The sequence below is a fragment of the Amycolatopsis roodepoortensis genome (assembly GCF_024628825.1).
Classification (GTDB): domain Bacteria; phylum Actinomycetota; class Actinomycetes; order Mycobacteriales; family Pseudonocardiaceae; genus Amycolatopsis; species Amycolatopsis roodepoortensis.
Genome location: NZ_CP102415.1, coordinates 8,854,742 through 8,870,448, shown reverse-complemented (window position 1 = coordinate 8,870,448; position 15,707 = coordinate 8,854,742). Strand labels below are relative to the sequence as shown.

Genomic DNA, 15,707 nt, shown 5'->3' with positions numbered 1-15,707 from the left:
CCGCCATGATCACGAACTTCCTGCTCGACCACTCCGCCCTCGTGCCGGCGGCGATCCTCCTGCTCGCTCTCGTCTGCGCTGCCCTGGGCTATCTGTTCGCGGGCAGGCGCCGGATCCTGTGGACCCTCACCGGCGCGTCCCTGGTGCCGGTCTTCGCGCTGACCCTGGTGCCGACCGCGCACACGATCGACGAGGTCGTCTGCACGGCACAGTTCTTCCTGCCCACGCTCGGCTCGGTCGAACTCCTGGCCAACATCGCGCTGTTCCTGCCCCCGGTGTACTTCGCCGCGCTGGCGTCCCGGCGGCCGTTGACGATGCTCGCGGCGGGTTCGGCCCTGTCCGCCGCGATCGAGGCGTTGCAGGCGTTCGTCCCCGCCATCGGCCGCGCCTGCGACACCGGCGACTGGCTGATGAACACCGTCGGCGCCCTCCTCGCGACAGGCATGGCGTGGCTGGTGGGCCGCCGCGCTCAGTCGGGCAGTTCGACGGGCGCGATCTCGTCGTAGACGTCACCCGGTCCCGGGTTCGCCGGGTCCGTCTCGCCGCCGAAGTGATGCAGGACGCCCCACACCGCGTTGAGCGCCGTCTGGACGGCGCCCTCGGCCCAGCCCGCCGTCCACGAGACGTCGTCGCCCGCCAGGAACAGACCGCGGTGGCGTTCCTCCAACCGGTCCTGTTTGAAGTGGGTGAACAGCCGGTGCTGGTAGCGGTAGTGGCCGGGCAGGTTGGCCTTGAACGCGCCCATGAAATGCGGTTCGGCCTCCCACGACACGGTCACCGGGTCGCCGATGATGTGCCGCCGGACGTCGACGCCCGGATAGATCTCCTTCAGTGACTGCAGCATCACCTCGACCCGTTCGGAGACCGAGAGCGGCAGCCACTTCAGCGAATCGTCTGCCCACGTGTAGGACAGGCAGATCACCGCGGGCGCGTCCGGATCGTCGCCGAGCAGGTACGTGCCGCGCGGCATGCGGTCGGTGAGCGTCATGCTCATCGTGTCGCGGCCGGTCGCCGGGTCCTTGTCCAGCCAGAAGGGCCGGTCGACCGGGACGAAGACCTTCGAGGACTCCATGTAGTGCGTGCGCTCGATCGCCGTCCAGTGGTCGATCGGGAACAGCGCCTCGTCGCAGGCGATCTTCGACAGCAGCATCCAGCTCTGCGCGGTGAACACCGCCGCCGGATAGGTGCGGATGCGGCCTTCGGTGTCGGTCACGGTGATGTTGTTCGGCGCGGTGCGGTGCAGCCTCGCGACACCCGGGTTCGGGCTTCCGCCGTGGAGCGAGCTCAAACTCGTTCCCGCGGGCCAGAACGCGATGTCCTCGGGGGCGTGTTCCCACAGCCGCAACGGAAGCTGCCTGCTCCCGCCGACGATGCTGCGGTGCTCGTCGTCGGCGCCGGTGTAGACCACCCGCAGGATCTCCAGGATCGAGTTCGGGAAGTCGGTGTCCCAGCCGCCGGTGCCGAAGCCGACCTGCCCGAAGATCTCGCGGTCGCGGAACGAGGCGAACGCGGGCGAGTCGCAGAGGAAACCGTAGAAGGTCTGGTTGTCCAGCTTCGGCACGAGTTCGTTCCACAGCCGCTTGATCGTCTTCACGTCGCGGTCGCGGATCGCCTTCTGCATCTCGGGGAACGCGGCCTGCTCGGACAGCGTGCTGTCCCAGGCGGCCGCGACTTTGCCGAAGACGGCGGGGAGTTCGTCGGCGGTGCGCGCGTAGTGGCTCTCCCCCTTGAGGTCGACGACGGTGCTCGGCGTCCCCTCGGCCAGCGGGTTCGGGAACGGCGTGGTCTCCAGGCCGACCTTGTCGATGTAGTGGAAGAGCGCGGTCGACGAAGGCGGGAAGCGCATCGCGCCCATCTCCGCGACGACGTCGTCCGGGCAGCCGGGGAAGTTCACCGTGCGCAGGCGGCCGCCGATCTCGGCGATCTCGTACACGACCGGGCGCAGGCCGAGTTTCATCAGCTCGTACGCGGTGACGATGCCCGAGAGGCCACCGCCGATCACCGCCACCTCGGTGCCGTGGCGTTCGGCGGGGAGCGAACCGAGACCGGCGGGGTGGGCGAGGAAATCGTCGTAGGCGAACGGGAAATCGGGGCCGAACATGGTGATCGGGCGGCCCGCCGGTTCGTCGTGGTGGATCGCGGTCGGGAGGGCGGAGGTCATGCGGAAAGTCCTCGGTACAGCTCGGGCCGTCGGTCGGCGAGGTGGGTGTTCTCCAGACGCGACGCGACGAGCGCGTCACGGGTGACTTCGGCGCTGATCAGCTCCGGGCCGTCGTCCGCGCGGGCGAGCACTTCGCCGGTCGGGGCGACGACGCAGGAGCGGCCGCAGTAGGTCAGCTCCTGTTCGGTGTCGCACCGGTTCGCGTAGGCGACGAACAGCTGGCTCTCGTAGGCGCGGGCGGGCACCAGCGTGTCGGCGACCAGTTCGTACGGGCTCATCAGCGCGGTCGGGACCACGAGCAGTTCGGTCCCCGCCAGCGCGTGCGCGCGCACCAGCTCGGGGAACTCGACGTCGTAGCAGATCAGCAGCCCGACGCGGAGACCGCCGAGCTCGGCCTGCACGATCGCCTCGGTGCCCGGCTCGAACCAGTCACGGTCGATGTCGCCGAACAGATGCGTCTTGCGGTAGTTCGCCAGCCGCTGCCCGGCGGGGCCGATCAGCTGGACGCTGTTGTATACGCGGCCGTCGTCCGACTCGGGGTACCCATAGGCCAGCGCGACGCCGGTTTCCCTTGCCAGCGCGGACATCCGCGCCGCTGTCGGACCGTCGGCCGGTTCGGCGAGCTCGTGGGAACGGGCGCCGATGTGGTAGCCGGTGGTGATCATCTCGGCGGCGATCACGAGATCGGCGCCCGACGCCGCGACGGCGGACGGCAGCTCGGCGTACGAGCCCTGATGGACGGCGACCTTCATGGGGACGACGATATCCGCCGTTCCGATGCGCCGATAAGGGCTGATCGTTGCGTTGAAAATTGGCAGACCATCGAATCAGTGCAGTATTCCGCAATTCAGCGGTGATCTGTTGTCTGGATCACCCTCCCGGCGGTGGCTCCTCCGCGTGATCGTCCGCCCAGCCGAGGGCCTCGGTGATCGCCTTCTCCGCGATCGCCGACATCGTCGACATGTAGGTCCCGCTGACGTGGTTGTCGTCGAGGTAGACGAGCACGTTGCCGATCACCGGCGGGCAGACCTCGGCCGTGCAGAAGTAGTCGCTGAAGTCGAGGAAGCGCACGTTCGGCGGCAGATCCGGCAATGCCTCGTACGGCGGCTCCGCCGCATAAAGGTCGTAGCGCGGGGTCGCGCACTCGGGCGCCTCCGCGCCACGGCTCTCGACACACGCCGACGGCGACTGGCCGAAGCGCGGGTTGTCCCGCACCGCGAGCACGGGGATGCCCGCTTCGTCGACCTTGCGCCACTGGGCGATGTAGCCGGCGGGAACCCGTTCCTCGACGCCGACCTTCACATCCCTGGTGCCGATCGTCATCACCGCGTCGGGCCGCGTCGTGACGATCTCGTCCACGACGGCGCTGTTCCAGTCGATGCAGGCCTGGTCGCCCGGCACGGTGTCGGAGTCGGTGGAGAACGGGCAGCCGCCGCGGAGGATCGCCGTGACCTCCCAGTTCTTCTTCTCTGCGATCGGGAGCAGGGCGCCGAGGAACTGCCCGGCGTGGGAGTCTCCGGCGACCACGATCCGGCGGGCGGGATGCCCGGAGGTCTGCGACGTGCAGACCTCGAGGTCGGCGTTGCGCGGGGAGGGACCACAGCGCCCGGGGTCGATCCCTGCCCAGTCTTCGGACACCGCGACGAACGACGGGACGAGCGCGGCGTCGGCGGCACCCCAGTAGGTGAATCCTTCGGTGTGCGCGAGCGCGCCGGGGTGGTCGGGATCGTCCACCGCGATCGCATAACCCTCCGCCTGGCTCACACTCACCCACTGCCAGGCGCCCGTCGCGGCGAGCACGGCCGCGAGCGTCGCGACGCCGAAACGGTAAGCGCCCCAACGGTTCCGCGTTCCGATCGCGGAACCGCGGACCGGTTTCTCGACCAGGTGATGGGTGAGGACGGCGAGGACGAACGACAGCGCGATGATCACCGCGCCGCCACGCAGGCCCACTTCCTCGCGGTCACGGGCGACGAGGTAGAACACCAGGACCGGCCAGTGCCAGAGGTAGAGCGCGTAGCTCAGGTCGCCCAGATACTTCAGCGGGCGGCTGCTGAGGAAACGATCCGCGCCGCCCTTGAAGGCGGTGTCGCCCGCGAGGATCACCAGCGCGGCGGAAAGCGTCGGCCAGAGCGCGAGGTAGCCGGGGAAGACCGTGCCGACCTGGAGCACCAGACCGCAGGAGACGAGCCCGGCGACCCCGGCCCAGCCGAACACGACGCGCGCCGGGCGGGGCAGCGGAACCCGGTCGAGCACCAGCGCGAGCAGACCCCCGAGCGCGAATTCCCAAACCCGCGTCAGCGAATCGAAATACGCCAACGGCTGGTCGACCGCGGTCAGCCACACCGAATACGCCAGCGAAGCCGCGAACACGGTGCCGAGTACACCGAGGAGCATCGGCCGGACGTTGCGGCGTGTCCGCGTGGCGACCAGCAGCACCAGGCCGACCAGCAGCGGCCAGACCACGTAGAACTGTCCCTGGATCGACAACGACCAGAAGTGCTGGACGACGCTGGCCGAGTCGTGCTGCGCGAAGTAGTCGGCGGAATCCGCCGCCAGCCGCCAGTTCTCCACATAGAGCGCGGAGGCGACGACCTCCTTGATCGTCTGGAACCAGCGGTTCTGCGGCAACAGCACCATGCTCACCGCGACGACGAGCAGCAGCACGGTGAGCGCGGCCGGGAACAGCCGCTTGATCATCCGGCCCCACATCGGCCGGTACTCGATCCTCCCGCGCGTCGCCGCGCGGTAGAGCTGGCCGGTGACGAGGAAGCCGGAGATCAGGAAGAACGCGTCGACGCCGCCGGAGATCCGGCCGAGCCAGACGTGGTAGACGACCACGAGAACGCAAGCGAGGGCCCGCAGTCCCTGGATTTCCGGGCGGAACCGCCGCTCCGTCTCCCGCACACGACCACCACCAAGATCACCTGCCACCGACGGGCGGGGACCCTACGGCAGGAAGCTGTGAGCGAGCTATGCCCCCTCGTGAGCGGCGAGCGGTCACCTTGGGGCTGGGCGGCGAAGGCGGCAGGTTGCGAAAGTGGCTTTCACAACCCCCAACGTTGCGAAAGTGGCTTTCGCAACGTCGGTGGGCGGGTAGCGCAAGCGCCCTGCCTCCGGGCTGCAGCGAAGGCGCGGGGTGTCGCGAAAGCCACTTTCGGGACATCCCACGTCCCGAAAGTGGCTTTCGCGACACGATCGCACGAACGGTCAGGTCGACTTCTGGCCGTCGATGCTCTCTCGCAGGATGTCGGCGTGGCCGGCGTGCTGCGCGGTCTCGGCGATGACGTGCGTCAGCACCCGGCGCACGCTGCGCACCGCGCCCGGCGGGTTCCAGGGCGCGTCCGGCAGCGGGTGCGTCGCGGAGAGGTCCGGGATCGACGAGACGATCTCCTTCGTCCGCGCGGCGACCTCCTCGTAGCGCGCGAGGATCCCCGCGAGCGTGTCGCCGGGCAGCATCCTGAAGTTGTTCTGGTGGTCGATCGCCCATTGCGGGAACTCGCGGGCGGTCCCGGCGCCGAGGTCGGCCCAAGTGACGCCTTCCGGCAGGTCGTAGGTCATCGCGGACGGGCCCTCGACCGCGAACCGCAGCCACATCTCCTCGATCGAGGCGACGTGTTTGATCAGGCCGCCGAGGCTCAGTTCGCTGACCGTCGGATGCTCGTCGAGTTGCTCGTCGGTGAGCCCCTGAACGGTGGTGGTCAGCGCGGCGCGGACGGTGTCGAGGGCTTCGAGCAGGTCGGCGCGCTCGGCGTCGAGGATGGTGGCGGTCATCGGGCCCTCCGGATTGTCGTTTTCTGGCACAAGACGACTCTCGCAGGGGAAGAGGACAGGTTGTGTCCTCTACTGGAGGCATCATGGAAAACATGCCGAAGACCTCCGCGCGCCTGCTGTCGATGCTCTCGTTGCTGCAGGCCCGCCGCGACTGGCCGGGGGCGCTGCTGGCCGAGCGGCTGGACATCAGCCCGCGCACCGTCCGGCGCGACGTCGACAGGCTGCGCGAACTCGGCTACCCGATCGCGACCATCAAGGGCCCCGACGGCGGATACCGGCTCGACGCCGGGTCCGAACTGCCGCCGCTGCTGTTCGACGACGATCAGGCGGTCGCGCTGGCCGTCGCGCTCCAGATCGCCACCACCAGCGGCGCGGGGATCGAGGAAGCGGCGATGCGGGCGCTGCACACCGTCCGGCAGGTGATGCCTTCGCGGCTGCGGCGCCGGATCGACACCTTGCGGGTCACCGCCGTCGAATCGCCCGCGAGCCGGTCGGAACCCCGTGTCGACGGCGATGTCCTGCTCGCGCTCGGCGCGGCCGTGCACGCCCGCGAGATCCTGCGGTTCGACTACGCGGACACGCCGCGCCGGGCGGAACCGCATCACCTGGTCACCTGGCACGGCCGCTGGTACCTCGTCGCCTGGGATCTCGAGCGCGCGGACTGGCGCACCTTCCGGGCCGACCGGATCTCGCCGCGCACACCGACCGGCCCACGGTTCAGCCCACGGGAACTGCCGGCTCCCGACGTCGCCACCTTCGTCGCGAGCCGCTTCCGTGGTTCGTCCGAGACCGGCGAGTGGCCCTGCCGCGGGGAAGTCGTCCTCGATCTCCCCGCGGCGACGGTGTCCCACTACGTCCGCGACGGCGTCGTGGAAGAGCTCGGGCCCGATCGGTGCCGTCTGGTGCTGGGCTCGTGGTCATGGGCCGGGCTCGCGGCGAGTATCGGCCGGTTCGACGCCGGCATCGAGGTCGTCGGGCCGCCCGAACTCAAGGAGGCCTTCGCGTTGCTGGCCCGCCGTTACGCGAAAGCCGCCCGCTGAACATGGGTACGACGCCGGGAACCGCCCAGGGTCTGGAGGCGGTGCCCGACGCCGTCGACCGCCCGTGGTCCGGGGGCGGTGCCCTCCGGTGCCGGCCCGCCCGGGGTCCGGCACCGAAGCCTTAGGTCATCACGCCTTGTGGTGCACCTCCTGGAGGCCGTACACCGGCGTCGGGATGCCCTCGTAACGCGCTTTCAGTTGCAGTGCCAGGTAAAGCGAGTAGTGCCGCGACTGGTGCAGGTTCCCGCCGTGGAACCAAAGACCTTCCTGCCGCGTGGGCTTCCACATGTTGCGCTGCTCCCCCTCCCACGGGCCCGGGTCCTTCGTCGTCCCGGAGCCGAGGCCCCAGCATTTGCCGACGAGGTCCGCCGTCTCCTGCCCGACCAGGTCGGCGACCCAGCCGTTCATCGAGCCGTAGCCGGTCGCGTAGACGACGAGGTCCGCCTTCAGTTCCGTACCGTCGGACAGCACCACGGCGTCCCGCGTCAGATGATCCACCTGCCCGTGGGCCAGCTTGATCTTCCCGTCGGCGACCAGTTCCGAAGCGCCGACGTCGATGTAGTAGCCGGAGCCGCGGCGCAGATACTTCAGGAACAGGCCGGATCCGTCGTCGCCCCAGTCGTGCTGGAACCCGGCCGCTTCCAGCCGCGCGTAGAAGTCCTTGTCCCGCTCGCGGATCGCGTCGTACACCGGGATCTGGAACTGCGGCATGATCCGGTACGGGATCGACGCGAAGATCATGTCCGCCTTGTCCGTGGTGATCCCCGACCGCACCGCGCGTTCCGAGTACAGATCGCCGAGCCCCAGCTCCATCAGCGAATCCGACTTCACCACGTGGGTGGAGGACCGCTGCACCATGGTGACGTCCGCGCCGTGTTCCCACAGTGCCGCGCAGATGTCGTGCGCGGAGTTGTTGGAGCCGACCACGACGGCCTTCTTGCCCGCGTAGGCGTCCGGGCCGGGGTGCTGGGACGAATGGTGCTGATCGCCCTCGAACACGTCCATTCCGGGGAACGACGGGAGGTTCGGCTTGCCCGACATCCCGGTCGCGAACACGACGTGCCGTGGCGTGAGCACCAGCTCCTCGCCCTCTCGGACCACGGTCACCAGCCACTGCTGTTGTTCTTCGTCCCAGGACGCCGAGGTGACCTCGGTGCTGGTCCAGTACGGCACTTCCATGAGCCGCGTGTACATCTCGAGCCAGTCGGCGATCTTGTCCTTGGGCGCGAACACCGGCCAGTTCTCCGGGAACGGCAGGTAGGGCAGGTGGTCGTACCAGACCGGGTCGTGCAGGCAGAGGTTCTTGTACCGCTTGCGCCACGAATCGCCCGGCCGCTCGTTGCGTTCCAGGACCAGCGTGGGCACGTCGAGCTGCCGCAGCCTGGCGCCGAGCGCGATCCCGCCCTGCCCGCCGCCGATGACGACGACGTACGGCTGCTGCTCGTAGCCGAGCCGGGTCTGTTCCTCCTCGCGCTTCTCGGCCCACGACTTCCGGCCGCGCACGACACCGTGCTCGACGCCCTTCGGCCGCTGCTCGTTGCGACGTTCCTCGAAGCCCTTGAGCTCGCGCAAACTCGTCAGCAGCGTCCAGGCGCCTTCGTCCTTCAGCCTCAAGTGTCCCTTCGCGCGTCCGGTCGCGGTTTCGAACTCGAGCCACGCCTCGGTCACGCCGTCGGCCTCGGTCGGCGTCTCGGTCGTACGGAACCCGGACGGGTCGATCCGGTCCAGGCACGCGCCGAGCATGCCGGCCACCTCGTCGCGACCTTCGACCGTCTTGATCGTCCAGGTGAAGGCGACCAGGTCACGCCAGTAACTGTCGACGGCGAAGAGCGCCGCGGCGGCGTCGGCATCGCGGGCGGCGAGGGCCGATTCGAACCGGCTCAACCAGGCGTCCACCCGGGCCTGCGGCGAGCCCGTCGCCTCGATCCGGTCCACCGTCTGTGTCATGGCCACTCCTGAACTTCGACGTTCGGCTGTTACCCCGATCACACGCCCCGGGCGGGCACGACGGCAAAGGTTGCAGCGTGTTGCACCTCCGGCTCCTTGGCGCGCCTCGGCGGGCGGTCCTATGCTGGTCAGTCGACGCGATGGTGCGGAGGTGGCCTGTGAGCGTGCACAGCTCGGTCCCGCCCGGCGTCGACCTGCCGATGCACGCCCGGGACCTGATCCGCATGCACGAAGCCGTGATCGGCGGCGGCCGTCCCCGGGTCCGGCCGCGGCCGCTGGTGTCGCGGTCGTGGTCACGGATGCTGAGCCTCGGGCTCGCCGCCGACGGGGTGAACACGCGGGATTCGGTGCCGTTCGACGAGGTCGCCCGCCGTCGCCGCGCCTCCCCGCTGCGGCTGGTGGTCGAGGACCTCGGACAGGTGGTCGGCGCGACGGCCGACACCGCGAACATGCTGCTGGTGGTGACCGACGCGGAGGGGATCATCCTCTGGCGGGTGGGCTCGTCCGCCGTGCGGCGCCGGGCCGACACCTTGGGTTTCACCGAAGGCGCCGTCTGGACCGAGACCAGGGTCGGCACCAACGCGATCGGCACCGCGCTCGCCGAGGCCGCGCCCGTGGAACTGCTCGCGGGCGAACATTTCGAACAGGGCCAGCATCCCTGGTACTGCACCGCCTCGCCGGTGCACGATCCACGCACCGGTGAACTGCTCGGTGTGATCGACGTCAGCGGTCCCGCGCTGACCCTGCACCCGGCGATCGGCGCGCTGGTGGAGACCGGGCGGCGCCTGGTCGAATCCGAGCTCTGGCGGCACCATCAGCAGGGTCTCGACCGGCTGCGCCGGACCGCGGAACCGGTGGTCACCGGCGTGGGCGGGCCGGTACTGCTGGTGGACGACGACGGCTGGGTGGCCCACTCCGCCGGGGTCGCCTCCGGCGCGCGGATCGCGGCGCCCGCGGAAGGCCAGATCCTCGCCGTGCCGGGACTCGGCGCCTGCCTGCCCGAACGGCTGACCGAAGGCTGGCTCGTCCGCCCCGCCGACACCGCGCGCCGCGTCCGGCTGGATCTCGAACTCGGCCACGCGCCGATGCTGCGGATGGCGTCGGGCGACGTCGGCTGGGTCCGCACGGTGACCCCGCGGCACGCGGAGATCCTGGTGCACCTCAACACGGCCGGCTCGTCCGGGCTTTCGGCCGAGGCGCTCAGCCGGGCGCTCTACGGCGACGCCGAACACCTCGTCACCGTCCGCGCCGAGGTCTCCCGGCTGCGACGGCTGCTCGGGGCCATTGTGGACACGCGGCCGTACCGGCTGGCCGCGGGTGTCGCCCTGACGGTCCACAAAGGACTTGAGGTGGGCGGCTGAGTCCCGCCCGGTTGGCGGAGGAGCGGCCCGGGTACTCCGGGCGAATGGAGATCTTGCTCGCCGGGGCAGGCGTTCTGGCGTTGTGTGCCGCCGTGCTGCCGAACCTGCTGCACGAACGCGCGCTTTCGATGCCGTTGGTCCTCCTGGTGGGCGGACTCGTCTTCGGGCTGCTCCCGTTCGGACACCCCTATGGCCAGGGTGTACTCGACCCGCGGTCGCATGTGGGCGCCGTCGAAGTGATCACCGAACTCGGCGTGCTGGTGTCGCTGGTCGGCGCGGGACTGAAATCCGACCGGTTGTTCGGCTGGCGGTCGTGGAACTCGACCTGGCGGCTGCTGGCGATCACCCTGCCGCTGTCGGTCTGCGCGGTCGCCCTGCTCGGCTGGTGGGCGCTCGCCATGTCCCCCGCCGCCGCGCTGCTGCTGGGGGCCGTGCTGTCGCCGACCGACCCGGTGCTCGCGAGCGACGTCCAGGTGCCCGCACCGCATACCGACGACGGCCGGGGCTCGGACAACGAGATCCGGTTCACGCTGACCTCGGAAGCCGGGCTCAACGACGGCCTGGCGATGCCGTTCGTGCTGCTGGCCCTCGTCTGGGCCGGGACCGCGAGCACGTCACCGGTCCCCTGGCTGCTGACGGAGGTCGTCGTCCCGCTCGCGGTCGCCGTACTGGTCGGCCTCGTCTGTGGCCGGTTGCTGTCGTGGCTGATGTTCCGGGTGCGGCACGAAAGACTGCGCCTCGGCGAATACTCCGACGGGCTGGTGGTGCTGGCCATCGCGTTCCTGCCCTTCGCGCTCTGCGAATGGCTGGGCGGCATCGGCTTCGTCGCGGTGTTCACCGCGGCCGCGACCATCCGCGCCAGCGAGCGATCGCACGAGTACCACGGGGTGCTGCACGAATTCGGCGATCAGCTGGAACGGCTCTTCGTCGCGCTGGCCTTGCTCGGTCTCGGCGTCGCGATGGGCGACGGGTTACTGGACGGGCTGAAGCTCGCCGAAGTCCTGGTGGCGGTCGCCGCCGTGGGCATCGTCCGCCCGTTGTTCGGCGGCCTGGCCCTGCTCGGCGGCACCACCACCCGCCCGGCGGCGACGGCGATCGCGTTCTTCGGTATCCGCGGGATCGGCAGTCTCTACTACCTCGCTTACGCGCTGGGGCACGGCGATTTCCCCATGGCCGACTCGCTGTGGCGGATCACGGCGCTGACGATCGCGGTCTCGGTGCTCGTGCACGGCCTGCTCTCCGGCCCGGTGATGCGCAAACTGGAGAACCGGGGGATGCAGAACTTCGAGTGAGCTGCCCCACCGGTACCGACTGACTCCCGGCCGCGCCCGACGTTGCGAAAGCCACTTTCGCAACCCTCAACGTTGCGAAAGTGGCTTTCGCAACCTGCGGCCGAGCGAGGGGCACCGATACCGAGCGGGCCGGGTCTCGTGACCGAGTGGACGGCACGCGTGATCCGGCGGACGACACGCGTGACTGGACGGACGGCACGCGTGACCGGACGGACGACACGGCCACGACCAGGGCCAGGGAGAGCCGCTAGCGGCGCCACTCCCGGCCTTCGAGCCGGGCCTTCACCCGCTCCAACGTGGCGGCGATGTTGGCCCGGTTGGTCCCGGCTCGATCCGGCTCGCCGGTGATGAGGATCGCGATCGGGACGAACCACGGCGGCACGAGCAGCCAGTTCGCCACGGCGAGCCGGGCGCCGTCGCCTTCGGGGGTGATTTCGTACTCCCACCGGGAGATCGGCACGAAGAACGGCGTGCGTACCCGGTAGGCGAACCGGCGTACGGGTTCGGCCTCGACGATCTCGGCGTGGGTCACCCAGCGCCGCCATCCATTGCGGTTGCTGCCGGCGAACCAGTTCCCGACGCGCGCCTCGGTCGCGCCGCGGATCCAGCGTGCCTTGCGGAGTTCTTCGGCGCACTCGGCCATCGAGACCGGATCGCTGACGAGCCGGTACACCTGCTCCGGGGTGGCGTCGATCAAGACCTCCCCGGTGGCGATCGGTTCGGTGTAGGTCAGGCTGTCCCTCGGCTTCGTCACCATCGCGCCTCCCAGTCGACTTCGCCAGCCCACCAGCACGAGCCCGCCTGGTCAAGACCGGTGGGGTGAGCACCGCACGGACGCGGAATCCGGGCGGGATCAGGTGGCCGGTTCCGCCCGGAAGGTGACCTGGAAGCCGAGCCCCCGCAGCAGCTGTGTGAGCATCGCCCTGGTGTTGGCCTTGGCGCGTTCGAGCAGGCCGGAGTGTTGCGCGGCCTCACCGATGCGTTTCTCCGCGGCGAGGTAGAACGGCCGCTGGTCCTGCGCGGAGACCAGGGCGCCGAGCCGGTCGATCAGGCCGCGCTCCTGACCGAATACGTAGCTGCGTTCGTTGTCCAAGTTGGGTTTCGCGAGCTTCGGCTCGGGCAGCCGCACCTCGACCGATCGCCGGTCCTCGGACACGGTCAGCGAATTCTCCACCAGCGGGCCGAAATCGACGTACGCGTCGACAGAGCCCGCCGCGACGAACAGGGTGCGTTCCCCGGCGATGCTCGCGGGTACCCACTGGACGTCCTTCTCGATGTCGACGACGACCTGGTAGTCACCGACCGCCGCGTGGTACTGGCTCAGATCCCGGACCGCCTGGAGCACCGCGGGCTGCGAACGGTCCACAGTGGACGTTCCGAACGGGTCGAGTTTCGGCAGCAGCCCGGTGATCTGCAGTGCCGCGGCGACGACGAGGAGCCCGGCCAGTGCGAACGCCCCGAGCCGCACCCAGCGCTTCTTCACGCGCACCACCGCCTCTCCACGGCGTGGAGTACCCGGCGGACGCGGCCCCGAAGCGTCCGGGCCGGTTTACCGTGCGATCGGCCGAACCGGATTTCGCACTTGGAGTAGTTTGGCCGCATGCAGAACGTCTTGCCCGCGCCGGAGAAGACCGGGCTGAACATCTCGGCGTTGCACTGGGCGGGTTTCCTCGGAATCGCCGTACTGGTGCTGGTCACGTCCGGGATCGGCCTCCCTTCGGTGCTGGTGGTGGCGCTGGGTGTCGCCGGGATGGCCACCCTCGTGCTCTCCTGGCTCGGTATCGGGCGGCTCGCCGCCGGGCTGCCGGAGCGGCGGCTGTACTGGATCGCGGTGTCGTGGTGCGCGCCGCTGCTGGTCGCGCGCCCGCTGTTCAGCGGCGACGTCAACAGTTATCTGGCACAGGGCCTGATCGCGGCCAAGGGATTCGACACCTATCTGGTGGGGCCCGCCGAGGCGCTCGGCGCCGATTCGCCGGTGACGATGGCGGTCAGCCACTACTGGCGGGACACGCCCGCGCCGTACGGTCCCGCGTTCGTCGCGCTGGCCCGCACGATCGCCCAGGTCGCGGGAGACGCCTTCGTGCCGACGGTGCTGCTGCACCGGTTGCTCGGGCTGATCGGGATCGTGCTCATGGCGTGGGCGCTCCCCCGGCTCGCCCGCCGCGTCGGGGTCTCGCCGTCGATCGCGCTGTGGCTGGCCCTGCTCAACCCGCTCGTGCTGTGGCACGTCGTGGCGGGCGTGCACAACGACGGCCTCATGGTCGGGCTGATGGTCGCCGGGCTGGAACTCGTCCTCATGGGCGCGGCGAAGACCGGCGCGGCCCGGCCCGCACTGATCGCGGCCGGCGTGATCGCGGTGAGCGCGGCCGCGAACATCAAGATCGTGGCCGTCGCCGGTCTGCTGTTCGTCGGCGTCGGCCTGTTCCGCCGCGCGACGCCCGCCGGCCGGGTGGCGGTCGCGCTCGGGCTGCCCGCCGGTTTCGCCGCCGTCACCGCGGCGATCTCGCTCGGCAGCGGGCTCGGCTTCGGCTGGGTGCGCGTGCTGTCCGGCGTTTCCGGCCAGGTGCACAGCTGGATGGCCCCCACCAACGAACTCGGTTTCCTCGTCGGCGGGATCGGCAAGATCTTCGGGGCAGACCTGACCGACAGCGCGATCGAGGTGTTCTCGCTGATCGGCGCGATCCTCGGTCTCGCCGTGGGCGCCAGGCTGTTGTGGCTCACCTACCGCGAGAAGCTGCACCCCCTCTACGGCGCGGGCTTGACCTTCGCCGCGATGCTGGTCCTCGGGCCCGTCGTCCAGCCCTGGTATCTCTTGTGGACGGTCGCCCTCCTGGCCGTGAGCCTGACGACCGACCGCGGGCGCTGGATCCTCGCCGTCGTCAGCGCGGTGTTCGGGGTGCTGCTCCCGCCCGCGAACGGCGGCGCCGTGTCGTTGGCGCTGGGCTACCTGATCGCCGTCGTGCTCATCGGCGGCACTTTGTTCCTGCTCAAGCGAAAGGGCCTCTTGCCGGAGATCAGCCTCCGCAAGAATCGGACGTAAAGGCTCCATCGCGCGGGCTTCCCGACCGTGCCGGTGAGCTCACGCTCGGCACGGTCGAGGCAGTCTTCCAGCAGCGCGTCGTGCATCGGCCGCCACAACAGCGGGTAGGTGAGCCAGGCCGGGTGCCGAAGCCGCAGCACCATGAGGTGCGCGAGTTCGGTCCCCCCGGTTTCCGTCGACCGCAGGGTGAATTCGTGGAACCCGTCGAAGCCGCGGGGCGCGGTGAACCTGAACCGCACGGACCTTCCCGGCTCGTAGGACTCCACGTGGTACCGCACCGGTCCGTGCCCGCCGTCGGCGCCGACCCCGAGTGGCCGGTCGAACCGCAACGGCGGCCACTCCTCGACGGGCCAGAGCCTGTCCCCGTCCGTGGACAGAGTGTCGATCAGCGCGCCGGCACGTTCCTGTGCCACGTCGACGATCCGGTGATGCCTGTTCCACACGCGCATCGCGCCTCCCAGTTCTAGAGACCTTCCCCTAAAACCATAGTAGAGGATAGTCTCTGAAAATGGGACGGCCACCGCGGCACACCGCCGACGACTTCCTCGACGCCGCCGTGCGGATCTTCGCCACCGAAGGGGCCGCCGGGGTGACCATGTCGGCCGTCGCCCGCGAGGTCGGCGCGCCGAGCGGGTCGATCTACCACCGCTTCCCCGGACGCCCGGCGCTGCTCGCCGCCGTCTGGCTCCGCACGGTGACCCGCTTCCAGCAGGGGTACCTCGAAGCACTCGAACAGGAACCCGTCACCGAAGCCGCCGTCGAGGCGGCCGCGCAGGTCGTCCGCTGGTGCCGCGCCCATCCCGCCGAGGGGAAGCTGCTCTATGGCGGTGACCGGGCGCTCGGCGTCGACGACTGGAGCGCAGAAGACCGCGCACGCGTCGACGAGGCCAACCGCCGCCTCGACGCGGCGATCGCCAAGGTCCTGCGACGGCTGCGCCCGCTGACCGGCCGGAGCACGGACGAGCTGATGCTGGCGCTGGTCGACCTTCCCTACGCGGCGGTGCGGCGGCATCTCGACCGCGGCGAGGCGCCACCGCCGCGCACCGTCGACCTGGTGGCCAGGACCACGCGCACGCTGTTGGCGGGCTGAGC

14 protein-coding genes are annotated in these 15,707 nt (G+C 70.0%); 6 read left to right on the top strand and 8 right to left on the bottom strand.

Features of this window, described 5'->3' with window-relative positions; genetic code table 11:
• The first annotated feature begins 5 nt into the window (after window positions 1-5).
• Window positions 6-506 carry a VanZ family protein gene (locus tag NQK81_RS42535; RefSeq protein ID WP_257486013.1) on the top strand — a complete coding sequence of 167 codons (501 nt, stop codon included), beginning with the start codon at window positions 6-8 and terminating at the stop codon, window positions 504-506.
• Here the strand turns inward: NQK81_RS42535 and NQK81_RS42530 are convergent.
• From NQK81_RS42530 to NQK81_RS42515, 4 genes are all read right to left on the bottom strand, one after another.
• Window positions 470-2,161, bottom strand: coding sequence for a flavin monoamine oxidase family protein (locus tag NQK81_RS42530; RefSeq protein WP_257486012.1), 1,692 nt, complete (start codon window positions 2,159-2,161; stop codon window positions 470-472). The two genes, NQK81_RS42535 and NQK81_RS42530, sit on opposite strands and share 37 nt — an antisense overlap.
• Window positions 2,158-2,913, bottom strand: a complete 756-nt coding sequence (locus tag NQK81_RS42525; RefSeq protein ID WP_257486011.1) for a carbon-nitrogen hydrolase family protein — start codon at window positions 2,911-2,913, stop codon at window positions 2,158-2,160. Before NQK81_RS42525 ends, NQK81_RS42530 begins: the two co-directional genes overlap by 4 nt.
• Window positions 2,914-3,031: 118 nt before the next feature.
• The gene (locus NQK81_RS42520) at window positions 3,032-5,068 is read right to left on the bottom strand and encodes an acyltransferase family protein (protein ID WP_257486010.1); all 2,037 of its coding nucleotides are present in this window, start codon (window positions 5,066-5,068) and stop codon (window positions 3,032-3,034) included.
• Between the two features lie 303 nt (window positions 5,069-5,371).
• Entirely contained in the window at window positions 5,372-5,935 is a 564-nt protein-coding gene (locus NQK81_RS42515; RefSeq protein ID WP_126734347.1) for a DinB family protein, read from the bottom strand.
• A gap of 92 nt (window positions 5,936-6,027) precedes the next feature.
• Here NQK81_RS42515 and NQK81_RS42510 point away from each other — a divergent pair, with 92 nt between their 5' ends.
• The gene (locus tag NQK81_RS42510) at window positions 6,028-6,975 is read left to right on the top strand and encodes a helix-turn-helix transcriptional regulator (protein ID WP_257486009.1); all 948 of its coding nucleotides are present in this window, start codon (window positions 6,028-6,030) and stop codon (window positions 6,973-6,975) included.
• 129 nt (window positions 6,976-7,104) lie between these two features.
• Here NQK81_RS42510 and NQK81_RS42505 read toward each other — a convergent pair whose 3' ends face one another.
• Window positions 7,105-8,922, bottom strand: a complete 1,818-nt coding sequence (locus NQK81_RS42505; RefSeq protein WP_257486008.1) for a flavin-containing monooxygenase — start codon at window positions 8,920-8,922, stop codon at window positions 7,105-7,107.
• 158 nt (window positions 8,923-9,080) lie between these two features.
• Here NQK81_RS42505 and NQK81_RS42500 point away from each other — a divergent pair, with 158 nt between their 5' ends.
• Window positions 9,081-10,283: a sigma-54-dependent transcriptional regulator family protein gene (locus NQK81_RS42500; protein WP_257486007.1), complete on the top strand. Its 1,203-nt coding sequence runs from the start codon at window positions 9,081-9,083 to the stop codon at window positions 10,281-10,283.
• 44 nt (window positions 10,284-10,327) lie between these two features.
• Complete coding sequence (locus NQK81_RS42495) at window positions 10,328-11,575, top strand: cation:proton antiporter (protein ID WP_257486006.1); 1,248 nt, start codon at window positions 10,328-10,330, stop codon at window positions 11,573-11,575.
• A gap of 247 nt (window positions 11,576-11,822) precedes the next feature.
• Here NQK81_RS42495 and NQK81_RS42490 read toward each other — a convergent pair whose 3' ends face one another.
• Both NQK81_RS42490 and NQK81_RS42485 read right to left on the bottom strand, forming a co-directional pair.
• Window positions 11,823-12,332, bottom strand: coding sequence for an SRPBCC family protein (locus tag NQK81_RS42490; RefSeq protein WP_257486005.1), 510 nt, complete (start codon window positions 12,330-12,332; stop codon window positions 11,823-11,825).
• A gap of 96 nt (window positions 12,333-12,428) precedes the next feature.
• Window positions 12,429-13,064 (bottom strand): DUF4230 domain-containing protein, encoded by a 636-nt coding sequence (locus NQK81_RS42485; RefSeq protein WP_257489953.1) that lies wholly within the window; start codon window positions 13,062-13,064, stop codon window positions 12,429-12,431.
• 111 nt (window positions 13,065-13,175) lie between these two features.
• Between NQK81_RS42485 and mptB the strand changes: the two genes are divergently transcribed.
• Window positions 13,176-14,615, top strand: a complete 1,440-nt coding sequence (gene mptB / locus NQK81_RS42480) for a polyprenol phosphomannose-dependent alpha 1,6 mannosyltransferase MptB (protein ID WP_257486004.1) — start codon at window positions 13,176-13,178, stop codon at window positions 14,613-14,615.
• Here the strand turns inward: mptB and NQK81_RS42475 are convergent.
• Window positions 14,519-15,064: an SRPBCC family protein gene (locus NQK81_RS42475; RefSeq protein ID WP_257486003.1), complete on the bottom strand. Its 546-nt coding sequence runs from the start codon at window positions 15,062-15,064 to the stop codon at window positions 14,519-14,521. The two genes, mptB and NQK81_RS42475, sit on opposite strands and share 97 nt — an antisense overlap.
• A 59-nt stretch (window positions 15,065-15,123) precedes the next feature.
• On the opposite strand from NQK81_RS42475, the gene NQK81_RS42470 reads away from it, so the two are divergent.
• Window positions 15,124-15,705 carry a TetR/AcrR family transcriptional regulator gene (locus NQK81_RS42470; protein ID WP_257486002.1) on the top strand — a complete coding sequence of 194 codons (582 nt, stop codon included), beginning with the start codon at window positions 15,124-15,126 and terminating at the stop codon, window positions 15,703-15,705.
• Window positions 15,706-15,707: the final 2 nt, after the last annotated feature.

Coding starts and splice junctions, on each gene's coding strand:
- NQK81_RS42535 (WP_257486013.1), top strand. CDS start 6: ATGATCACGAACTTCCTGCTCGACCACTCCGCCCTCGTGCCGGCGGCG.
- NQK81_RS42530 (WP_257486012.1), bottom strand. CDS start 2,161: ATGACCTCCGCCCTCCCGACCGCGATCCACCACGACGAACCGGCGGGC.
- NQK81_RS42525 (WP_257486011.1), bottom strand. CDS start 2,913: ATGAAGGTCGCCGTCCATCAGGGCTCGTACGCCGAGCTGCCGTCCGCC.
- NQK81_RS42515 (WP_126734347.1), bottom strand. CDS start 5,935: ATGACCGCCACCATCCTCGACGCCGAGCGCGCCGACCTGCTCGAAGCC.
- NQK81_RS42510 (WP_257486009.1), top strand. CDS start 6,028: ATGCCGAAGACCTCCGCGCGCCTGCTGTCGATGCTCTCGTTGCTGCAG.
- NQK81_RS42505 (WP_257486008.1), bottom strand. CDS start 8,922: ATGACACAGACGGTGGACCGGATCGAGGCGACGGGCTCGCCGCAGGCC.
- NQK81_RS42495 (WP_257486006.1), top strand. CDS start 10,328: ATGGAGATCTTGCTCGCCGGGGCAGGCGTTCTGGCGTTGTGTGCCGCC.
- NQK81_RS42490 (WP_257486005.1), bottom strand. CDS start 12,332: ATGGTGACGAAGCCGAGGGACAGCCTGACCTACACCGAACCGATCGCC.
- mptB (WP_257486004.1), top strand. CDS start 13,176: ATGCAGAACGTCTTGCCCGCGCCGGAGAAGACCGGGCTGAACATCTCG.
- NQK81_RS42475 (WP_257486003.1), bottom strand. CDS start 15,064: ATGCGCGTGTGGAACAGGCATCACCGGATCGTCGACGTGGCACAGGAA.
- NQK81_RS42470 (WP_257486002.1), top strand. CDS start 15,124: ATGGGACGGCCACCGCGGCACACCGCCGACGACTTCCTCGACGCCGCC.